The organism is Sphingomonas aerolata, assembly GCF_023935825.1.
Classification (GTDB): domain Bacteria; phylum Pseudomonadota; class Alphaproteobacteria; order Sphingomonadales; family Sphingomonadaceae; genus Sphingomonas; species Sphingomonas aerolata.
In genome coordinates, this window is sequence record NZ_CP098762.1 from 215,584 (window position 1) to 234,762 (window position 19,179).

Genomic DNA, 19,179 nt, shown 5'->3' on the forward strand with positions numbered 1-19,179 from the left:
CCTAGCCTGCCGCCTTGGCAGGATGTGTCAGGCGGGTGCGGTGGAGCAACCACTTGCGCACAGGCTCGTCGAACGTCTTCACCGCGATCCATGCGAACACCGTGAATATGACCGACATCAGGATCGCCAGCAGCGTTGCTGCCAGACCCTGGATGTGCAGATGGCCGGCCAGCCCGCGGATATGCGGAGCGATACCGCCCTGCAGGATATAGACCGGATAGGAGAGTGCGCCCAGCGTGCGGCACAGCGGGACGGTGCGCGTGACCGTCGCATTGGCGCCGGCCGCGACCAGAAGCGGAAAGAGGAGGATCGCCGCAGCGACCTCATACACGCCGTTCCACGCACCCAGCCGGGGCATCGCCATAATCCCGCACAGCGTCGCGATTATCGCCCAGACGGGCGCGCGCAGTCGGTCGAGCAGGCCCGCCCGGCGCAGCCTGTACACCCCGACACCGGCAAAGAACGAGAACATCACGCGGGGGAGCCCCGCCCAGCCCTGTAGCCAGGAGGCGCCAACATCGAGCGTCCCGAGATGGAGGCCGGTCGCTGCCAGCGCGATGGCCGATACGCCGACGATGACCGCAAGCATCCGATTATGCAGGAGCGGTGCGATCGCGCCATAGAGAAGATTGACGAGCAATTCCCACAGCAGCGACCAGCTCGGCGCATTGAGCGCATACATGCACTGGTCTTCGGACATCGCACCATAGGGGGTCGGGATCATCAGCACCCCGGTCACGAAGAGCAGCGCCAGCATCCCGCCATCGTAAAGACGGACAAACCCTGCCGCACCGATGACGGCGCCGAGAACGATCAACGGATACAGGCGAACCACGCGCACCCACATGAAGGCCTTCAACGACATCCCCGCCTTGATCCGCTCCTCATAGACGGACGCGATCACGAAACCGCTCAGGCCGAAGAAGAAGTCGACCGCCAGCGCGGCGTGCGGGGTGATCAGGATCGCATTATACGGCGTGACGTGCATGACAAGAACAGCGAAGGCGGCAACGCCCCGCAGGCCGTCCAGAACATCAAATCTGACCCTCTCCACATTCTTTCCGCATGTATTTTGGGTATGTTTCTTGCGGTGGACTTTATTTATTAGACACTAGTATGTTTTGCCTTTGATTCCATTACTTGGCTCAATATCCTGCATCACGGCTACAACTCGACTTTCTTCTAAGTTCAGACTTATGACCAATAATGAGGGATTTACGGCAATGGCGGAGCCTTTAAGTCTGCGAGTGAAACGCGTCGTGCACTCGCTGCGTGATGATTCCGCCTGGCGCATCGCGCGGTTTCTGCGCGACGACGCACGCGATCGCGCGGCCGTTACGCCTGTGGTGTCCGACGATCCCGTTGCGGGCAGCTATCGCAATGACGTGGTCACGCTCGACAACGCGGATCCGGACGACTTTCCCCCCGTGATCTTCCAGACGTGGAAAAGCAGGTCGGTGATTCCCGGCAATTACCGCCACTGGCGGCAGACCTTCGTCGACACCAACCCCGACTGTCGCGTGCTGCTTTGGGACGACGCCGACAACCGCGCCTTCATCGCCGATCGGTTCGCCTGGGCGCTGCCGGTCTATGACAGCTATCCGCAGGAGATCTTCCGCGCGGATGCCGTGCGGTTCTTCTTCCTGCTCGAATTCGGCGGTCTGTACGCCGACATGGATACCGAATGCCTGCGCCCGATCCGGCCCAGCGCGTCGACCGGCGCGGTCGTGCTGTGTCGCATGGGGGGCAATCCCGATTTCGCGCACGCCATCCCCAACGCGATCATGGCATCCCGGCCGTCACAGATCTTCTGGCTGTTCGCGATCCACTGCATGATCGAGGCGGCGGAGCGCATCCCGGATGCCGCCGCACGGATCGCCGCCGGGCCGGAGACGATGACCGGCCCGGTGCTGCTGAAACAGGCCTATGATGCGTTCGTCGCGCTCGACGAAGCCGCGGTCATGGCGCTGCTCGCCCCCCTCCTCGCCAAGCTTACCGAGCGACAGCGCACCCGGCTGCGCTATGCACGGCCGACGCTGCTCGACGGGCGGAACTGGTATCCGCTCGACTGGACCAATATGTTCCACAAGCGGCTGTGCAACCGGTTGCGCACCGACCGCCGCATCCTGCCGATCGAGGTCGGCCGCACCCTCTTTCCGGACGCCGCGGTCGTCACCTATTGGAGTCATTCCTGGTAACTGCGGCCTGCTGTGACCCGCCCCGCGCGAGGGGGCGGACCGCGGGGGTCAGGCGACCCCGCGCGTACGCCGTGACACGAGCCGGTGAAACCGGTCCGCGGCGACCGTCTCGATCCCTCGCGGGCGGCCGCTGGCCTGCCAGACCAGCATCAGCACGACGAGATACAGCATCATCCCCCCCGCCCCGGCACCGACGAGCCCGAGCCCGCGGTCGAACCCGGTCAGCGTCTGCAGCCAGGGGCGCAGCGCGAGCAACAGCGCGGCCATCACCGCGGATGCGGCAAAGGCCCGCCACGGCCGGACGAGCTGTACGCCGAGCGGCACGCCGATCAGGCTCCGGACATAGGCCGCGGACACGATGCCCATGACGAGGGACGATCCCGCCCGCGCGGCGATCGCGCCGGCGACGCCAAAATACAGCGCGCCGAGGATCGTCGCAGGCACCTTGATGCACAATTCGCACAGGCTCTGCCGGAAGAAGATCGCGGTCTGACCCAGCGCCATGGCGAGCGGCGCGAGTGCGGCGGCGAACAGCGTCGGGATCATCGCGAGCACCAGCCATTGCAGCAGCGGCGACGCCGGTTGCCATTTCGACCCGAGCGCAAAGGCGACGACCGGCTGCGCGAGGATGCTGATCGCGACGAGGACGGGAAGGACGGCGCTGACGATCGTGCTGGTCGTTCGCAGATAGGCCTCGCGCAGGCGTTCGGGATCGTGTCGCACCATCGAGAAGGCCGCCAGCAGCGGCCGGATCGTCGGCTTGAGCACCGCCTGGTCGGGCAGGCTGGCAAGGTCGCTGGCGAGCGAGAACGTCCCCAGTTGCGCGCGCGAGACGGTGAAGCCGAGCACCAGCCGGTCGATCTGCCAGTTGATCGCGGTCACGGCCTGCGCGGCGGTCGTCCATCCGAGCAGGTCGGCGAATTCGCGCCAGCGCCCGAGTCCGAAGCGCGGGCGGAAGGGGGCGAACCAGTAGGAGGCCAGCACCATGAAGGCGGGGGCGACGACCGTTCCCGCAGCGATCGCCCAGTAGCTGCGCGTCAGGATCGCGCATGCCGCGGCCGCGACAAAGGCGCAGCCGCGGCCGCCGACCTCGATGATCAGATCGCGGTGGAAACTGATATCCTTGGCATATTGCGCCATCTTCGGACTGACGAGGCCGCGCAGCGCGGGGGCGAGCGCGATGAAGCAGATCAGCGGGACGAGCCGCGGGTCGCCGTAGAAATAGCCAAAGGGTATCGCGAGCAAGGCCAGACCCACCGCGAGCACGGCACTGCGCATCACGCTGAGCGTGAACGCGGTCTCCAGCATCGGCCGGCTGATCGCCTCGGCGCGGACGAGCACCTGACCCACGGGCAGTTCGAAGACCGCCTCGACGATCCGGACCAGCGTCATCGCGATCGCGACGAGCCCGAAATCCTGCGGCACCAGATAGTTGGCAAGCAGCAGGAGGCTGGCGAAGTCGATCAGCCGGGCCAGGAACCGCGAGGCGATAAGCCACGCGGCACCTGCGGTGGTGCGTCCGGCAATGGGGGCCGCCTGCGTCATCTCAGAACGCCGTTCGCGACGCGTTGCGGCGCGCGGGTGCGCAACCACGCCGTCATGGCACCGCGCACCGGTTCGTCCCACCACCGCAGGATCAGCCAGCTTGCGATCAGCACGCCGGGCAGCGCCAGCCCGGTGCCGACCGCAAAGCTCCTGCTGCCGAGGATCGCCTGATAGGCCGCATTGATCCAGACGAAGATCGGATAATGCAGCGCATAGACGGGGAACGAGAGCGCCCCCAGCACCGCCGATGCCCGCGCCACCCGGCCGCGCAGCACGACATGCGCCCCGCTGAGCACCAGCAGCGGCGAGACGATCAGCGACCAGCTCCATCCGACCCAGAAGGACAGGCCCTGAGGCCAGTAGAAGAGCAGCGCGCTGAGCCCGAGCAGCGGCCAGAACAGGAACCGCCACCGCGCATTGCGGATCAGCGCGAACCGCGATTGCGCATGATAGAGCCCGACCCCGGCGTAAAAGGCCCCGAACACGCGGGGCAGGCCGGTCCAGAAGCTCGCGGCCTCGTCCCCGCCTATCCCGACCAGCGCCATCAGCGCATATCCCGCCACAACGATCGCCAGCGCGCTCCCCATCCCGTCGATCCGGCGCAGCGCCGCCCAGGCGATGTTGACGACGATTTCGAGAAACAGCGTATATTGCGGGCCGTTGAGCGGAAAGACCTGTGGCCCGCCGATCGCCCGGCTCGCGTCGAGCATCGGCAGGCACAGCAATCCGAACCCGGTCGCGCGCGCAAGTTCGGCGACGCTGATGGTGGAATCGTGCAGCAGGACAATGCGCGCGGCGAGATAGGCGGCGGAGATCAGCGTGCCGAGAATGACGAGCGGCATCAGCCGGACGAGCCGCAGGGCCGCGAACGTCCGCGTCGCCATCCCCTGATCGAGCGTCTCGCGATACGCTACCGACAGCACATAGCCACTGAGACAAAAGAAGAAATCGACCGCGAGCCCCGCATTCGCCGCCAGCCAGGGATGACCCTGCCAATGGCCGAGATGGAAGAGCAGGACCGAGATCGCCGCCAGCCCGCGCAGCCCGTCGAGCGCTGCATAATGCGGGCGCTGGCGTATCAGGCCACGATCGCTTCGGTCGGGCCCCGACCCCGCAGGCGCGCAGGCGCGCGTGGCGGTGCGGTCAGTCACGCGCGACACGCTCGATAACGTCCAGCAACTGCCGTCCCGCCGAGTCCCACCGGAACGTCGCGGCGCGGTCATAACCGGCGGCGCGCTTCGCCGACCGGACGACCGGGTCGGCCAGCGCGGCGATGGCCTGCCGCCACCCCGCCGGATCGTCGACATCGGCATAGAGGACCGCATCGCGGCACATTTCCGGAATCGCGCCCGCCGGCGCGACGATCGCCGGGCAACCGCACAGCATCGCCTCGAGCGGCGGGAGCCCGAAGCCTTCGGTGCGCGACGGAAAGACCTGCGCATGCGCGTCCATATAGAGCGCGCGCAGCGTCGCATCGTCGCAGCGGCCGACGAACAGCGCGTCGGGCGGCGGCGTCAGGCCAGCCGCGTCGAGCGCTGCGCGATCCGCGCCGACCACGACGAGCTGCAACGGCGCCAGCGCGCCATCGGCAAAGGCCTCGAACACGACGTGGTTGTTCTTATAAGCCTTGGGGCTGCCGAACAGGAGCACATAGCGCCCCGCGGTGAGCCCCAGTCGCGCCAGCGCGTCGCGGTCGGACTCGCCGTCGAGAATATGGTCGACGCCGTTGTGGAGGACTTCGGTCATCCGCCGATCGACCACGCCGAGCAGGTCGAGCATCTGCCGGGAATAGGCCGACACGGTGAGGACGGCCGCGCTGCTGCGCGCCATGCGCGGCACGAGCAGCCGGTATCCGACGCGCTGCCGCCATGGATAGGAGCTGTCGGGAAAGAGGAACTGCGCGTCGTGGATCAGCAGGATCTTGCGACGATGCCGGATCGGCGCGAGGTTGGCGAGGTTGACCAGCACGCCGTCGGCCGCGCGCGCGGGCAGGACGAGCTGCTCCCATCGCTGCGTATCGCCGTCCGCCTGCTCGACGAGTTCGATCGCGCGCAGCACGGGCTGCCATTGCCGCCGCGCGGGTATCAGCAGGCGGGCCGGCGGGCGACGTTCGGGCGGCATCGCGGCGAGCAACGCGTCGACTTCGCGGATGAGGCGATCGGACACGCGGTGCACCCCGTTCATCCCGCCCGCATAGAATTTGCCGTTGAAATAGATCGGCGTCGCGGTGCTGCTCACATCCGCTCGATCTTGCGGGGATCGAGCTTGCCGCGGGTTAGGTCGGCAAAGGCCAGGACATTGCCCCACAAACGCCCGCGCCGATCGACATGCGCCTCGGGCCACAGGCTGCGCACCAGATTCGCGATGACGTTCGCGGTCATCAGCCGTTCGCCCAGCCGCGGCTGCATCGTACCCTTCCGCTTCAGATAGACGATGTTCGCGATCTGCGAATAGCCGAGCTTCTTGCCCGGCGTGCGGCCGGACTTCACGCCCATGTGTACACCGGTGATCGACGCGGACGAAACCAGTCGGCCGCGTCGTCCGATCTGCGTCGTGAAATCGATATCCTCCTGCCAGCCATAAAGCGGCAGCGCCTCGTCGAAACGCAGTCCGGTCGCGGCACTCAGGCGGATCGCCATGTTGCAGCCATAGAGCGCCTGACGGTCGCGCAACACGGGATCAGCGTGGGGATCGGGGCTGGTGGCACGCGCCGCGACGATCGCCAACGCGGCCTCGACGCTCAGCCCGCTCGAATTGATGCCGTCGGCGAGCAGGTCGCCGGTGATCCCGACAATCGCGGGATCGCTTTCGAACACGCGCTCGACCATTTCGAGATAGTCGGGCGCGGGGACAAAATCATCATCGAAGAAGGTGACGAACGCCGCCGCGTCGCCGATCATGTCGAGCGCCGCGTTGCGCTGCCGGCACAGGCCACGTCCGGCGAACACGATCTCGGGCTGCACCGGGCTTTCCGCGACACCCTCGACGTCCTGCGGCGAGACCGACACGACGATCACCCGATCGGGCCGTCGCGTCTGTCGTTCCAGCAGATCGATCGTTCGACGCGTCAGTGACGCCCGACCGACCGTGGCCACGACGACATACATCAAAGCCACTATTCGCCCCCAAGCAATATCCAGCATAGCTGCTTGACGACTTGTCTTGTAACGTACCTTCTATTCATAGCAAGCATGTCGCTTACTATTACGGCTTGGAAAATCTTTTGTACAATTTGATAAAATAGAAATACTTTATTTTCATAATGATGATGTTAGTCGCGGACGACATGTCTTTTGGTTCGGGGATAATAATGACGGACCAGCTGCGGGAATTGGTCATCAACGGGCGCTTCTTGATGCAGCCCACGACCGGCGTTCAACGCGTTGCACGTGAAATTACACGCGAGATCGATCACCTCGTTGCGAACGGCGACGTGCCGCTGCGCGTCCGCCTGGTGTGCGAAGCCGATGCCGATATCGGCGATCTCAATCTGCGCGCGACGCAGGTGGAACGGACGCGTCACGCGCATGGCCATGTCTGGGAACAGTTCGTGCTGCCCCGCCATGTGAAGGGCGGACGTCTGCTGTGCCTCGGCAATACCGCACCAATTGTGACGTTGCTCGGCCGCAAGCCGGTCGCGTTGATGATCCACGATCTGTCCTATCGGCTGTTTCCCGATGCCTATCGCCGTCATTACAAGCTCGGCCATGCGTTCATGCTGCCGTTCCTGTTGCGCCGCGCGGATCCGATCGTGACGGTGTCCGAAACAGAAAAGGCAATGTTCACCAGCCTGGTGCCGGGCGCACGTCACCGCCTGATCGTCGCGCAGAATGGTGGCTGGCGGGCCGGCTGCGACGCGCGTGCGGCCCCGCCGCCCGATATCGAGGCGTCCCGGGGCGATTATATCCTCTATGTCGGCTCGCTGTCGCATCGCAAGAACATCGCGGGGGTGCTGGCGGTCGGCATCGCGATGGCGCGCGAACGCGGCATCCCGCTCGTGCTGGTCGGATCGTCCGGCGCATTTCTGTCGCCGCTCCCCGTCAGCATTCCCGACGACGTCAAACATCTGATCCGCCTCGAGGGTCAGGTCGAGGATCTCGGCCGGCTCGGCGATCTGTACCGCAACGCGCGGTGCCTGTTATTCCCGTCCTTCTACGAAGCCTCCCCCCTCCCCCCGCTCGAGGCGATGCATTTCGCCTGCCCGGTGGTGGCCTCCGATATCCCGTCGATGCGCGAGCGGTGCGGCGATGCAGCGGCCTATTGCGATCCCTATGATCACGACTCGATCCACCGTACGGTGGTCTCGGTGCTCGACGATCCCGGTTATGCGCGGCTGCTCGCGGGTCGCGGGCTGGCACAGGCGAGCCGATATTCCTGGCGCGAACAGGCGCGAACCATCCTCGCCGCGATCTTCGATCTCCAGACCGCGCAACCGGGTCAGTAGGACCCCTTGGCCATCAGGACCGCGGGTGCGGTCATCAGGATGATCCTGAGATAGAGCGACAGCGACTGCGACCGGCAATAGGCGACGTCGAACGCGACCCGGCGCTGATAGGAGACATCGCTGCGGCCGCTGATCTGCCACAGCCCCGTAATCCCCGGACGCGACATGCAGTAATGCTCGAAATACCGGCCGTAGCGCCGCTTTTCCGCCTCGACGATCGGCCTTGGCCCGACAATGCTCATCTCTCCGCGCAACACGTTGAACAGCTGGGGCAATTCATCCAGGCTGCTCTTGCGCAGGAAGCTGCCGACGCGAGTGACGCGCGGATCCTCCTTGAGCTTGTGGCTCAATTCCCATTCGAGCCGGGCCTGCGGGTCGGACACCAGCAGATCGGCGAGCAGCGCCTCCGCGTTGACCGCCATCGAGCGGAACTTGAAGCACCGGAAATAGGCGCCGCCATAGCCGATGCGGCGCTGCGCAAACAGGATCGCCCCGGGGTCACTGACATAAACGGCCGCGGCGATGACGAGGAGCAGCGGCGCAAAGAAAAGCAGGGCAACGAGCGCGAGCAGAATGTCGAAAAGCCGCATGAGGCGCCGTTCGACAGAAATGGCTGGCGGTGCCGGGCTGCGCTCAGCGCCATATTGAAGAATTTCCCCGCGTGTCGCCACAAAACCCCCCACGGTGATAGCAAAGCGCATTTGTTATTTTGCGATGCAACACAAACCTTCCCTCTATGTTGCATTCAATAAGGCAATGTAATTGTATAAATATCGCTCTTCCCGAGTCTCGATCTAATAATACAATCTTGTTTTCTGAATATCTACAATCATTCTATAGACTTCATCGGCAAACATAATACCGAACATATTGTAAGCATCTAATAGATGAGTCCCGCTGCCTTCATGATAGTTTTGACGGGCCGCACCATTAAGCGCCTGCTGAAACTTCATATTTTCTGAGAATGGTCGAGGGTCGGGCAGGCGCGGCGGTCCGCCGGGGCCGAGGCACGGTCGACGACATCCGGCGCGCGCGCTTGGCGGGACGCGGCCTCAGCGACGGTGCGGGCGGCCCGTCGGACGGTGCCGCGCGCGCGCCTTAGCGGTCGGTGCGCGGCGCGGCTGTGCTGCCACGCACCACGAGCGTATGCGCGAGCGTCGTCTGCCGCCGCGGGCATTCGACGCCGCGCAGTATGTCGACGAGCAGCTCGACGGTGCGCTGGCCGATCATCCCCTTGGGTTGCGCGATGGTGGTCAGCGCGGGCTGGAAATAGCGTGCGAGCGGAAGATCGTCGAACCCCATGACCGACACGTCGCGCGGACAGGACAGTCCCGCCTCGCCGATCGCGCTCAGCGCCCCCAGCGCCATCTCGTCGCTGAAGCAGAAGATCGCCGTCACCCCGGCAGCGAGCAGCGCACGCGTGGCCACGAACGCCGACCCCGCGGAATAATCGCCGATCTCGACGTGCAGCGCGTCGCGCAGACCGTGCAGCTCGGCCGCCCGCAGCGCACCCGTCAGACGGTCGCGGCTGATCGGACTGATCTCGGGGCCGGTGACGACGCCGATCGCCCGGTGGCCGAGATCGGCGAGATGCGCGATCGCCTCCGCGCTCGCTGCCGCATTGTCGATATGGACGCTGGGGACGCCGAGATCCGCGCTATATTCACAGCCATTGACGATCGGTGCGGCGCCCCCCTCCCGCGCGAGCAGCGACGCCAGGCTGTCGGGCAGGCGGTGGCCGAGGAAGATCAGCCCGTCGACTTCGCGACGCGACAGCATGTCGGCATATTGATCCTCGACCGCGGAATCATGCCGCGTGTCGCCGACGACGACCGAATAGCCCGCGTCGCGCGCCGCCTCCTCCGCGCCGCGGATGACGCTGGCGAAGAACGGGTTCGAGATGTCGGGGACCGTCAGCAATATCTTGGCGGCGCGCAGCGTGCGCAGGCTGCGCGCGGCGACATTGGGGGCGTAGCCCGACGACCGGACAATCGCGAGCACACGCAGCCGGGTCTTTTCGGACACCTGGTCCGGTCGGCTGAGCACGCGCGACACCGTTGCGGTGGAGACGCCAGCCATCGCGGCCACTTCGATGATCGTCGGCATCGCCGGGTCATGGATCCGGGCGCTGCCGCTGTCGACCGATAACCGATGTAATCCTTTACATCGATGCTTCGCCGACCTAGCCTTATGTCAGACAAGCAGCAAAACTGCGGTTGAGAGGTGGCGAATGGCGGTAGCGGACGATCTGGGAACGGCCCCCTTGCGCGGTGTCGACACCGCGACGGGCGGCATGCTCACCGCGCGCCTCAGTGCGCTGATGTTCATGCAGTTTTTCGTCTGGGGTGCGTGGAACGTCACGCTCGGGCTGGCGATGCAGACCGTCGGGATCGGCAACCTGATCGGCAATGCCTTTTCGGTCGGTCCGATCGCGTCGATCGTCGGCTCGTTCCTGCTCGGCATGGCGGCGGCGCGCTATGTCAGTCCGAAGATGCTGATGGTCATCCTCCATCTCGTCGGCGGCGCAATCCTGTTCGTGCTGCCGTCATTCGTGACGCCCGAACGCGGCGCCAGCTTCGTCTGGCTGCTGCTCGGCTACATGATCCTCTACATGCCGACCGTGGGCCTCGCCAACACGATCGCACTCAAGAGCTTTGGCGATCGGACCGACAATTTCCCGTTCGTGCGCGCGTTCGGAACGCTCGGCTGGATCACCGCGGGGCTGATCATCGGCTGGGCGGGCCTGTCCGCGAGCCCGCAGATCTTCCGCGTCGCAGCGGTCGTCTCGATCGCACTCGGGCTCTACAGCTTCACGCTGCCAAATGTCGCCTCCGACGCGCCGCGTGACGAAAGCGTGCTGCGCCAGGTCCTGTGCGTCGAGGCCTTCGGTCTGCTCCGCCAGCGGTCGTTCCTGATCTTCATGACCTGCGCGACGCTGATCTCGATCCCGCTCGCCATGTATTATGCCTATGCCTCGCCCTATGTCGGCGCGACCGGCATCACCAATGTCGGCGGCACGCTCGCGATCGGGCAGATGTCCGAACTGGTCTTCATGTTCTCGATGCCGTGGCTCTACCGCCGGTTCGGCGTGAAGCCGTTGCTACTGGTCGGGATGATCGCCTGGGCGGCGCGCTACGCGCTGTTCGCGATCGGCGACGGCGGGTCGAGCCTCTGGGCGGTCTATCTCGGCGTCGCGTTGCACGGCGTCTGCTATGACTTCTTCTTCGTCGCGGGCGCGATCTACACCGGCACGATCGCGACGCCCAAGGGGGTGAACGCGCAGGCGCAGGGGATGCTGACGCTGTTCACCTATGGCGTCGGCATGCTGCTCGGGTCGCAGATCGGCGCGATGCTCTATGCGCAGCTGCCCGCCGCGCCGACCATCGCCGACTGGCAGCATATGTGGTGGTATCCCGCGATCGCCGCCGCCGTGATCGCGCTGCTGTTCCAGATCCTGTTTCGCGACGATACCCGACGGGAGATTGCAGCATGACCGGACTGCGCGGACCAGCCATCTTTCTCGCCCAGTTTCTCGGCACCGAGCCGCCGTTCGACACGCTCGACGGGCTCGCGCAATGGGCTGCCGGACTTGGCTATGTCGGGGTGCAGATCCCCTGCACGTCGCAGCTGATCGACCTGTCGCTGGCCGCCGAGAGCAAGACCTATTGCGACGATCTCCGCGGCCGGCTCGCCGAGCACGGCATCGCGATCACCGAGCTGTCGACCCATCTCCAGGGCCAGCTCGTCGCGGTCCACCCTGCCTATGACGCGCTGTTCGACGGGTTCGCCCCGCCCGAGCTGCACGGCAAGCCCGCCGAGCGCCAGCAATGGGCGGTCGAACAGGTCAAGCTGGCCGCGCGTGCGAGCGCCAATCTCGGCCTGTCCGCGCATGCGACCTTTTCGGGCGCGCTTGCCTGGCCCTATGTCTATCCCTGGCCGCAACGCCCGGCCGGGCTGATCGAGGAGGCGTTCGCCGAGCTCGCGCGCCGCTGGACCCCGATCCTCGACGTGTTCGCGGAGGCCGGCGTCGACTGCGCGTTCGAGGTGCATCCGGGCGAGGACCTCCATGACGGCGCGTCCTGGGAACGCTTCCTTGCCGCGGTCGACAACCATCCGCGCGCGCGCCTCCTGTTCGACCCGTCGCATTTCGTGCTGCAACAGCTCGACTATCTCGACTTCATCGACCGCTATCACGACCGGATATCCTGCTTTCACGTCAAGGATGCCGAGTTCAACCCGACCGGCCGATCGGGCGTCTATGGCGGGTATGAAAGCTGGGTTGACCGCGCCGGCCGGTTCCGTTCGCTCGGCGACGGACAGGTCGATTTCTCCGCAATCTTCAGCAAGATGGCGCAATATGGCTTTGCCGGCTGGGCGGTGCTTGAATGGGAGTGCGCGCTCAAGCGGGCCGAGGACGGCGCGCGCGAGGGCGCACCGTTCATCCGTGATCACATCATCCGCCTGACCGAGCGCCCGTTCGACGATTTCGCCGCCAGCGGGATCGATCGCGCATCGATCCGTGCGATCCTGGGACTGGCGGAGGACTGCGCATGACCCGGCTGCGGCTCGCGATGGTCGGCGGCGGCGAGGGCGCGTTCATCGGCGCGGTCCACCGGATGGCCGCCGCGCTCGACGGCGACTGGGACCTCGTCGCGGGTGCGTTCAGTACCGATGCCGGCCGCAACACGCGTACCGGCACACAGCTCGGGCTCGCCCCGGCACGCGTCTATGCGTCGTTCGAGGCGATGATCGCCGGCGAAAGCGCGCTGCCCGCGGACATCCGCGCGCAGGCGGTCGCGGTCGTCACGCCCAACCATCTCCACGCGCCGATGGCGATCGCCGCGCTCGACGCGGGCTTCGACGTGTTGTGCGAAAAGCCGATGGCGATGAGCGTCGCCGAATCGGAGGCGATCGCTGCCGCCGCCAAGACCAGCGGCCGGCATTTCGCGCTCGCCTTTACCTATAGCGGCTATCCGATGATCGAGGAGGCGCGCGCACGCGTCGCACGCGGCGATCTTGGCGCGATCCGCCTCGTCCAGGTCGAATATCTGCAGGGCTGGCTCAGTTTGCCGATCGATGGTGACGGCAACCGCCAGGCCGAGTGGCGGACCGACCCGGCCCGTGCCGGGCTGGGCGGCTGTCTCGGCGATATCGGCACGCATGCCTTCCACCTCGCCGAACATGTCTGCGCGCTGCGGGTCGAGGCAGTCTCGGCGGATCTGACGACGCACGTGCCAGGCCGCCGGCTCGACGACGATGTCAGCGCGATGCTGCGGTTCGAGGGCGGTGCGCGCGGCATGCTGAAGGCGAGCCAGGTCGCGGCCGGCGAAGAAAATGCGCTGACGCTGCGAGTCTATGGCGAGCGAGGCGGGCTCGAATGGGCACAGATGGAGCCGAACACGCTCGTCATGCGCTGGCTCGACCGCCCGGCCGAGATCGTCCGCACCGGCGGCCCCGCGCTGCAGCCCGGTGTCGCCGCGCTGACGCGGACCCCGTCGGGCCATCCCGAAGGCTATATCGAGGCGTTCGCCAATCTGTATCGCGCCTTTGCGGCAACCGTCCGCGGCGAGGGCGGACGCTGGTTCCCCGGCGTCGTCGACGGGCTTCGCACGATGCGGTTTATCGAGGCGGTGATCGCCAACGCGGCATCGGACCGCAAATGGTCGCCGCTCTATCCTGGAGAGACGGAATGAAATTCTTCATCGGGCTTGGCGCGGCCGGCATCGGCGCGGCGGCCCTCATGGCCGTCTGCGCGCCGACCAGCGCCCAGACGACGCCCGCCGCGGCGCCCCCGGCCTTTGCCGCCTGCCGGGCCTGCCATACGGTCGACAAGGGCGGGCGCAACGGTATCGGCCCCAATCTTCACGGCGTGGTCGGCCGTGCCGCCGCCGCGTCGCCGGGGTTCAATTATTCGCCTGCGCTGAAGGCGTCGAAGCTGCGCTGGGACGACGCGACGCTGAGCGAATATCTCGCGGCCCCGTCGAAGAAGGTGCCCGGATCGCGCATGCCGATCGCCACCCCGGATCCCGCAAAGCGCGCCGCGATCATCGCCTATCTGAAGGCGGCGGGCGCGAAATGAGACGGATCCGGCGATGACGCTCTCCCGCCGCACGCTGATCGCGGCCGGCGCCGCGGCGTCGCTGCTCCCCGCGGGGATCGCCGCGCAGCGCCGCGGCACGAACGCCGCCCGCTTCTCGCTCGGCTATGCGCCGCATGAGGGCAGCTTTGCGAGCCGCGGCGGACTGATCGAGCAGATCGCCTTCGCTGCCGACCAGGGCTTCACCGCTTGGGAGGACAATGAGGCCGCGGCCCGCCCCGTCGCCGACCAGGAGCGGATGGCCAAGGCGCTGTCGCAGCGCGGCATGACGATGGGTGTCTTCGTCGCGAGCATGCCCAAATGGGCCAAGTCGCGGCCCTTGCTCGGCGCGAATGACGACGCCGAGCGCGAGGGGTTCCTTGCCGATATCCGCGCGTCGATCGCGGTCGCCAAGCGGCTGAACGCAAACCGGATGACCGTGGTCACCGGCTTCATGGACCCGAAACTGCCCGTCGAGATCCAGACGGCGCGCGTGATCGACGTCATGCGACGGGCCGGCGATATCGTCGCGCCGCACGGCATCGCGATGGTGATGGAGCCGCTCAACACGCGCACCAACCATCCCGGCGTCTATATGCAGACGATCGCGCAGGGCTATGCGGTCGCCCGCGGCGCGAACAGCCCCGCGGTCAAGATCCTCGCCGACCTCTACCATGAGCAGATCCAGTCGGGGAATCTGATCCCCACGCTCGACGCCTGCTGGAGCGAGATCGGCTATCTCCAGTTCGGCGATAATCCGGGCCGCAACGAGCCGATGACGGGCGAGATCAACTATGCCGCGATCGTCCGCTGGCTGCGCGGCCGGCGCTATGCGGGGGTGATCGGCATGGAACACGGCAATTCGGTGGCGGGACGCGCAGGCGAGGATCGCCTGATCGCCGCCTACCGCGCGATCGACGCGGCATGGGGGGGAAGAGCATGACGAACTATGTGATGGCGGGGGTCGTCGCGGCGATGGTGCTGACGACAACGGGGTCCGTTGCCGCGCAGGACAAGCCGGGATTCACGGACACGCCGATGCTGCCCGGCGGCCAATGGCGTGTCCACGACGCCGACCGCCCTGCGCCCATCGCCGTCGCGCCCGCCGCCGCCCCCGGCGGTCCGCCCGCCGACGCGATCGTGCTGTTCGACGGCCGTTCGCTCGATGCGTGGAAGCCCGATCGCATCGCCTGGCCGATCGAGAACGGTGCGCTGATAATCCCGTCGCGTGCAAAAAGCGGCGGCGAGAACAATCTCGTCTCGAAACAGAGCTTCGGCGACGTGCAGATGCATCTCGAATTCCGCTCGCCCAATCCGCCGACCAAGAGCTCGCAGGACCGCGGCAACAGCGGCATCTGGTTCATGCAGCGCTACGAGCTGCAGATCCTAGACGGCTATCGGAACCCGACCTATGCCGATGGCACGGTGGGCGGGGTCTATGGCTGGAAGCCACCGCTGGTGAACCCAGCGCGCAAACCGGGCGAATGGCAGACCTACGACATCGTGTTCGAGCGGCCGCGCTTTGCCGCCGACGGCAGTCTGGTTCGGCCGGCTTACGTGACCGCTTTGCTCAACGGCGTGCTCGTCCAGAACCACCAGGCGATGCTCGGCACGACCAACTGGCGCCATGTCGCACGCTATACCGCGCATCCCGATGCGGCGCCGATCCAGCTGCAGGACCATGATTCCCCCGTGGCGTTCCGCAACATCTGGATCCGCCCGCTAACCGATGCGGCAATCGCGCAGGACCTTGGAAAGGACGGTAAATGATCGATCGCAGAACCGCGCTGGCCGGTGTCGCCGGCATGTTCGGCGCAGCGCTCTATGCCCCGATCGCGCGCGCGGCCGGGCTCGCACAGCAGCCGGTGGCCGGTATCCCGCCGATCAGCGAAGGGCCACCGAGCGCGCCGGTCTTCACGCCTGCACAACGTGCACTGATGACCGCGCTCAGCGAGCGCGTCCTGCCGACCACCGATACCCCCGGCGCGATCGCGGCGGACGTCCCGGCCTTTATCGAAAAGCTGCTGGCCGACTGGGCCCGGCCTGAGGACCGCGTGCCGATCATCGCCGGGCTCGACGCGATCGAGGCGCGCTGTCTGCAGGACTACAAGGTCGCCGGCGCCCGGGCGACTGCGGCACAGCACGACGCACTGCTCACCCTGGCGATGAACGACGGCCTGCCGTCGGGCGGCGCGTTCTTCACCGCGTTCCGGCAGCTCGTCATCACCGGCTATTACACGTCCGAAATCGGCATCACGCAGGAACGCGAATATCTGCCAGTCCCCGGCGAATATAACGGTGCCTTCCCCTATTCCCAGGTCAACAAGGTGTATTCCTCATGATCCTCAGCCGTAGAACCCTGCTTACGGGCACCGGTGCGGTGGCGGCGCTCGCGCTGGTCGATCGCTCGATCTCCCCCGCCTCCGCCGCACAGCTCAAGGCGATCGGCCTGCAGCTTTATACCGTGCGCGAGCTGTTCGCGAAGGACCCCGTCGCCACGCTCGAGGCGGTTGCGCGGATCGGCTACCGCGAGGTCGAATTCGGCGGCGGCGGGTACGAGACGATGGATCATGCGCTGCTGCGCAAGACCATGGACCGGCTCGGCTTGACCGCACCCTCGGTGCATATCGGCTATGACGCGCTGTTTCAGCGGTTCGAACCGTCGGTGGCGATGGCGAGGACGCTCGGCGCGAAGACCGTCGTGCTGCCGTACATGACCGACGAGCATCGCAACGAACAGGGCTGGAACGCCGCGCTCCCCAATTTCAACCGCTTCGCGACGCAGCTGAAGTCGGCGGGGTTCGGCTTTGCCTATCACAATCATGATTTCGAATTCACGATCCGGCCCGGCGGGGTCAGCCTGTACGACCGACTGCTCAAGGAAACCGATCCTGCGCTCGTCAAGCTTGAGCTCGACATCTACTGGGCGGCGCATGCGGGCGAGGATCCCGCGGCGCTGATCGACCGGCTGTCCACCCGCCTCTACGCCTATCACGTCAAGGACATGCGGCCCGATCGCAGCATGACCGCGGTCGGCCAGGGCACGCTCGACTTTGCCGCGCTGTTCAAGCGCAAGTCGGGCGCCGGCGTGCAGCATTTCTACGTCGAGAACGACCAGGCGCCCGCGCCCTATCTGCCCGACATCACCACCAGCTTCCGGACGCTGCGCGCACTGCGCTTCTGATCGAGACAGGAGACCAAGACCATGGCCGCAACCAACAGGTTCGACGCGATCGTCATAGGATCGGGCGTGAGCGGCGGGTTCGCTGCGAAGGAACTCACCGAAAAGGGCCTGCGCGTCCTGATGCTCGACCGCGGCGTGATGGTCGAGCACGGCGAAGGCTATGCCTATGATGGCAAGCCCGCCTACGAGGTGCCTGCGCGGAACATCATGCCCCCGGCGCTCGTCAAAAGCGATTATTTCATCGCCAAGCACGGCTATGTCGCACCCAGCAACCGCGCCTTCTACAATGACGACCGGCTGAACCCCTATGCCTATGACGAGGGTAGCAAATTCTACTGGATCCGGCCCGCGGCGGTCGGCGGCAAGTCGCTGATCTGGGGGCGCTGGTGCTTCCGGTGGAGCGAGGAGGATTTCGAGGCGAACAAGCGCGACGGGATCGATGGCGACTGGCCGATCCGCTATGGCGACGTCGCGCCCTGGTACAGCTATGTCGAGAAATATATCGGCGTGTCCGGCTCGCGCGAGAATCTGCCCTATCTGCCGGACAGCGAATTCCAGCCCCCCATCCCGATGAACGTCGCGGAAAAGTGGCTGAAGCAGAATTTGGAAAGCCGCTTCCCCGGTCGCAAGCTGATCAACACGCGACTGTCCAACATGACCGAGGACAAGCCCGAGCAGAACCGGACCAAATGCCAGTTCCGTAACCAGTGCAGCAATGGCTGCTCGTTCGGCGCCTATTTCTCGACCCAGGCGGTGACGCTGCCCGCGGCGCGCGCGACCGGCCGATTGACGCTGCAGTCGGACGCGGTCGTCACCAGCCTCGATTATGATCCCAAGGCCAAGCGCGTGACCGGCGTCCGCTACATCGATACCAAGACCGGCCAGGCGCAGTCGGTCCAGGCCGACCTCGTCTTCCTCTGCGCCTCGGCGATGGCATCGACGCAGATCCTGCTCAATTCACGTCCGGCGGGCAGCGATCGCAGCCATTTCGACACGAGCGGCACGCTCGGCCGCTATGTGATGGACCATATCTTCCGCGTCGGGGTCGACGGCGAGATCGGCGGGATGCAGGAGTTCATCGAATATGGCCGCCGCCCGGGGGGCGTCTATATCCCGCGCTTCCGCAACATCGGCGGCGACGACGGCGTCGGCTTCAAGCGCGGCTATGGCTATCAGGGCGGCGCCTATCGCACGCCTGCGGCACCCGTCGGGTTCGGCGCATCGATGAAGCACGGGATGCGCAACTATGCGCCGTGGCACTTCAGCATGGGCGCGTTCGGCGAATGCCTGCCCTATGCCGACAACCATGTGTCGCTGCATGCGTCGAAGGTCGACCGGTTCGGCGTGCCGCTGCTCCGGTTCGACGTGCGCTTCCACGACAACGAACTCAAGATGATGGCCGATGCGCGGGCGCAGGGCGAGGCGATGCTTCGCGGTGCCGGGCTGACCAACGTCAAGAGTTCGGAGCAGGAGCACGTCCCCGGCGACGCGATCCACGAGATGGGCGGCGCGCGCATGGGTCGCGATCCGCGTACCTCGGTGCTGGACGCGTGGAGCCGCGCGCACGAGGCCACCAACCTCTACGTCACCGATGGCGCGCAGATGGCTTCGGCCTCCTGCGTCAATCCGTCGCTCACCTTCATGGCGCTGACTGCGCGCGCCGCCGATCACGCAGTGAAGCAGCGCACCCGCGCCTGATCGACTCCTGCCCCTGATCTATGATATCGCTATC

At 66.1% G+C, this 19,179-nt stretch carries 19 protein-coding genes; 11 read left to right on the forward strand and 8 right to left on the reverse strand.

The features are described from left to right. Position 1: 1 nt before the first annotated feature. A complete protein-coding gene (locus tag NEF64_RS00975; protein WP_159043494.1) occupies positions 2 to 1,054 on the reverse strand; it encodes an acyltransferase family protein in 1,053 nt (350 codons plus the stop codon). Between the two features lie 193 nt (positions 1,055 to 1,247). Between NEF64_RS00975 and NEF64_RS00980 the strand changes: the two genes are divergently transcribed. After that, positions 1,248 to 2,198: a glycosyltransferase family 32 protein gene (locus tag NEF64_RS00980; protein WP_235516387.1), complete on the forward strand. Its 951-nt coding sequence runs from the start codon at positions 1,248 to 1,250 to the stop codon at positions 2,196 to 2,198. Between the two features lie 48 nt (positions 2,199 to 2,246). Here NEF64_RS00980 and NEF64_RS00985 read toward each other — a convergent pair whose 3' ends face one another. The 4 genes from NEF64_RS00985 to NEF64_RS01000 are packed head-to-tail and all read right to left on the reverse strand — an operon-like array spanning position 2,247 to position 6,850. Then, positions 2,247 to 3,743, reverse strand: coding sequence for a lipopolysaccharide biosynthesis protein (locus NEF64_RS00985; protein ID WP_056406565.1), 1,497 nt, complete (start codon positions 3,741 to 3,743; stop codon positions 2,247 to 2,249). Then, positions 3,740 to 4,894 carry an acyltransferase family protein gene (locus tag NEF64_RS00990; RefSeq protein WP_159043493.1) on the reverse strand — a complete coding sequence of 385 codons (1,155 nt, stop codon included), beginning with the start codon at positions 4,892 to 4,894 and terminating at the stop codon, positions 3,740 to 3,742. Before NEF64_RS00990 ends, NEF64_RS00985 begins: the two co-directional genes overlap by 4 nt. Then, entirely contained in the window at positions 4,887 to 5,981 is a 1,095-nt protein-coding gene (locus NEF64_RS00995; RefSeq protein ID WP_056406572.1) for a glycosyltransferase family 4 protein, read from the reverse strand. Before NEF64_RS00995 ends, NEF64_RS00990 begins: the two co-directional genes overlap by 8 nt. Continuing rightward, the gene (locus NEF64_RS01000; protein ID WP_056406573.1) at positions 5,978 to 6,850 is read right to left on the reverse strand and encodes a glycosyltransferase family 2 protein; all 873 of its coding nucleotides are present in this window, start codon (positions 6,848 to 6,850) and stop codon (positions 5,978 to 5,980) included. Before NEF64_RS01000 ends, NEF64_RS00995 begins: the two co-directional genes overlap by 4 nt. 248 nt (positions 6,851 to 7,098) lie before the next feature. Between NEF64_RS01000 and NEF64_RS01005 the strand changes: the two genes are divergently transcribed. Further along, positions 7,099 to 8,187 (forward strand): glycosyltransferase family 4 protein, encoded by a 1,089-nt coding sequence (locus NEF64_RS01005; RefSeq protein ID WP_162235394.1) that lies wholly within the window; start codon positions 7,099 to 7,101, stop codon positions 8,185 to 8,187. Here NEF64_RS01005 and NEF64_RS01010 read toward each other — a convergent pair. The 3 genes from NEF64_RS01010 to NEF64_RS01020 form a co-directional block, all read right to left on the reverse strand. Next, positions 8,181 to 8,777: a sugar transferase gene (locus NEF64_RS01010; protein ID WP_252574541.1), complete on the reverse strand. Its 597-nt coding sequence runs from the start codon at positions 8,775 to 8,777 to the stop codon at positions 8,181 to 8,183. The genes NEF64_RS01005 and NEF64_RS01010 overlap by 7 nt on opposite strands. 204 nt (positions 8,778 to 8,981) lie before the next feature. Beyond that, positions 8,982 to 9,140 (reverse strand): hypothetical protein, encoded by a 159-nt coding sequence (locus NEF64_RS01015; RefSeq protein ID WP_156360360.1) that lies wholly within the window; start codon positions 9,138 to 9,140, stop codon positions 8,982 to 8,984. Between the two features lie 145 nt (positions 9,141 to 9,285). Beyond that, positions 9,286 to 10,293 carry a LacI family DNA-binding transcriptional regulator gene (locus NEF64_RS01020; RefSeq protein WP_056406576.1) on the reverse strand — a complete coding sequence of 336 codons (1,008 nt, stop codon included), beginning with the start codon at positions 10,291 to 10,293 and terminating at the stop codon, positions 9,286 to 9,288. Positions 10,294 to 10,417: 124 nt separating this feature from the next. On the opposite strand from NEF64_RS01020, the gene NEF64_RS01025 reads away from it, so the two are divergent. The 9 genes from NEF64_RS01025 to NEF64_RS01065 are packed head-to-tail and all read left to right on the forward strand — an operon-like array spanning position 10,418 to position 19,145. Beyond that, positions 10,418 to 11,680, forward strand: a complete 1,263-nt coding sequence (locus tag NEF64_RS01025) for an MFS transporter (protein ID WP_082446873.1) — start codon at positions 10,418 to 10,420, stop codon at positions 11,678 to 11,680. Then, positions 11,677 to 12,741, forward strand: a complete 1,065-nt coding sequence (locus NEF64_RS01030) for a sugar phosphate isomerase/epimerase family protein (protein ID WP_056406578.1) — start codon at positions 11,677 to 11,679, stop codon at positions 12,739 to 12,741. Before NEF64_RS01025 ends, NEF64_RS01030 begins: the two co-directional genes overlap by 4 nt. Further along, positions 12,738 to 13,880 carry a Gfo/Idh/MocA family protein gene (locus NEF64_RS01035; protein ID WP_056406580.1) on the forward strand — a complete coding sequence of 381 codons (1,143 nt, stop codon included), beginning with the start codon at positions 12,738 to 12,740 and terminating at the stop codon, positions 13,878 to 13,880. Before NEF64_RS01030 ends, NEF64_RS01035 begins: the two co-directional genes overlap by 4 nt. Next, complete coding sequence (locus NEF64_RS01040; protein WP_082446874.1) at positions 13,877 to 14,266, forward strand: c-type cytochrome; 390 nt, start codon at positions 13,877 to 13,879, stop codon at positions 14,264 to 14,266. Before NEF64_RS01035 ends, NEF64_RS01040 begins: the two co-directional genes overlap by 4 nt. 13 nt (positions 14,267 to 14,279) lie before the next feature. Continuing rightward, positions 14,280 to 15,206 (forward strand): hydroxypyruvate isomerase family protein, encoded by a 927-nt coding sequence (locus NEF64_RS01045; RefSeq protein ID WP_056406582.1) that lies wholly within the window; start codon positions 14,280 to 14,282, stop codon positions 15,204 to 15,206. Between the two features lie 11 nt (positions 15,207 to 15,217). Beyond that, positions 15,218 to 16,033, forward strand: a complete 816-nt coding sequence (locus NEF64_RS01050; protein ID WP_056407363.1) for a 3-keto-disaccharide hydrolase — start codon at positions 15,218 to 15,220, stop codon at positions 16,031 to 16,033. After that, positions 16,030 to 16,605 (forward strand): gluconate 2-dehydrogenase subunit 3 family protein, encoded by a 576-nt coding sequence (locus tag NEF64_RS01055; protein ID WP_056406584.1) that lies wholly within the window; start codon positions 16,030 to 16,032, stop codon positions 16,603 to 16,605. The genes NEF64_RS01050 and NEF64_RS01055 overlap by 4 nt, the downstream gene beginning before the upstream one ends. Next, positions 16,602 to 17,447, forward strand: coding sequence for a sugar phosphate isomerase/epimerase family protein (locus NEF64_RS01060; protein WP_056406586.1), 846 nt, complete (start codon positions 16,602 to 16,604; stop codon positions 17,445 to 17,447). Before NEF64_RS01055 ends, NEF64_RS01060 begins: the two co-directional genes overlap by 4 nt. 21 nt (positions 17,448 to 17,468) lie before the next feature. Next, positions 17,469 to 19,145, forward strand: coding sequence for a GMC family oxidoreductase (locus tag NEF64_RS01065; protein WP_031440861.1), 1,677 nt, complete (start codon positions 17,469 to 17,471; stop codon positions 19,143 to 19,145). The last annotated feature ends 34 nt before the right edge of the window (positions 19,146 to 19,179 follow it).

Coding starts and splice junctions, on each gene's coding strand:
- NEF64_RS00985 (WP_056406565.1), bottom strand. CDS start 3,743: ATGACGCAGGCGGCCCCCATTGCCGGACGCACCACCGCAGGTGCCGCG.
- NEF64_RS01000 (WP_056406573.1), bottom strand. CDS start 6,850: ATGTATGTCGTCGTGGCCACGGTCGGTCGGGCGTCACTGACGCGTCGA.
- NEF64_RS01005 (WP_162235394.1), top strand. CDS start 7,099: ATGCAGCCCACGACCGGCGTTCAACGCGTTGCACGTGAAATTACACGC.
- NEF64_RS01010 (WP_252574541.1), bottom strand. CDS start 8,777: ATGCGGCTTTTCGACATTCTGCTCGCGCTCGTTGCCCTGCTTTTCTTT.
- NEF64_RS01015 (WP_156360360.1), bottom strand. CDS start 9,140: ATGAAGTTTCAGCAGGCGCTTAATGGTGCGGCCCGTCAAAACTATCAT.
- NEF64_RS01020 (WP_056406576.1), bottom strand. CDS start 10,293: ATGCCGACGATCATCGAAGTGGCCGCGATGGCTGGCGTCTCCACCGCA.
- NEF64_RS01025 (WP_082446873.1), top strand. CDS start 10,418: ATGGCGGTAGCGGACGATCTGGGAACGGCCCCCTTGCGCGGTGTCGAC.
- NEF64_RS01030 (WP_056406578.1), top strand. CDS start 11,677: ATGACCGGACTGCGCGGACCAGCCATCTTTCTCGCCCAGTTTCTCGGC.
- NEF64_RS01035 (WP_056406580.1), top strand. CDS start 12,738: ATGACCCGGCTGCGGCTCGCGATGGTCGGCGGCGGCGAGGGCGCGTTC.
- NEF64_RS01040 (WP_082446874.1), top strand. CDS start 13,877: ATGAAATTCTTCATCGGGCTTGGCGCGGCCGGCATCGGCGCGGCGGCC.
- NEF64_RS01045 (WP_056406582.1), top strand. CDS start 14,280: ATGACGCTCTCCCGCCGCACGCTGATCGCGGCCGGCGCCGCGGCGTCG.
- NEF64_RS01050 (WP_056407363.1), top strand. CDS start 15,218: ATGGCGGGGGTCGTCGCGGCGATGGTGCTGACGACAACGGGGTCCGTT.
- NEF64_RS01055 (WP_056406584.1), top strand. CDS start 16,030: ATGATCGATCGCAGAACCGCGCTGGCCGGTGTCGCCGGCATGTTCGGC.
- NEF64_RS01060 (WP_056406586.1), top strand. CDS start 16,602: ATGATCCTCAGCCGTAGAACCCTGCTTACGGGCACCGGTGCGGTGGCG.
- NEF64_RS01065 (WP_031440861.1), top strand. CDS start 17,469: ATGGCCGCAACCAACAGGTTCGACGCGATCGTCATAGGATCGGGCGTG.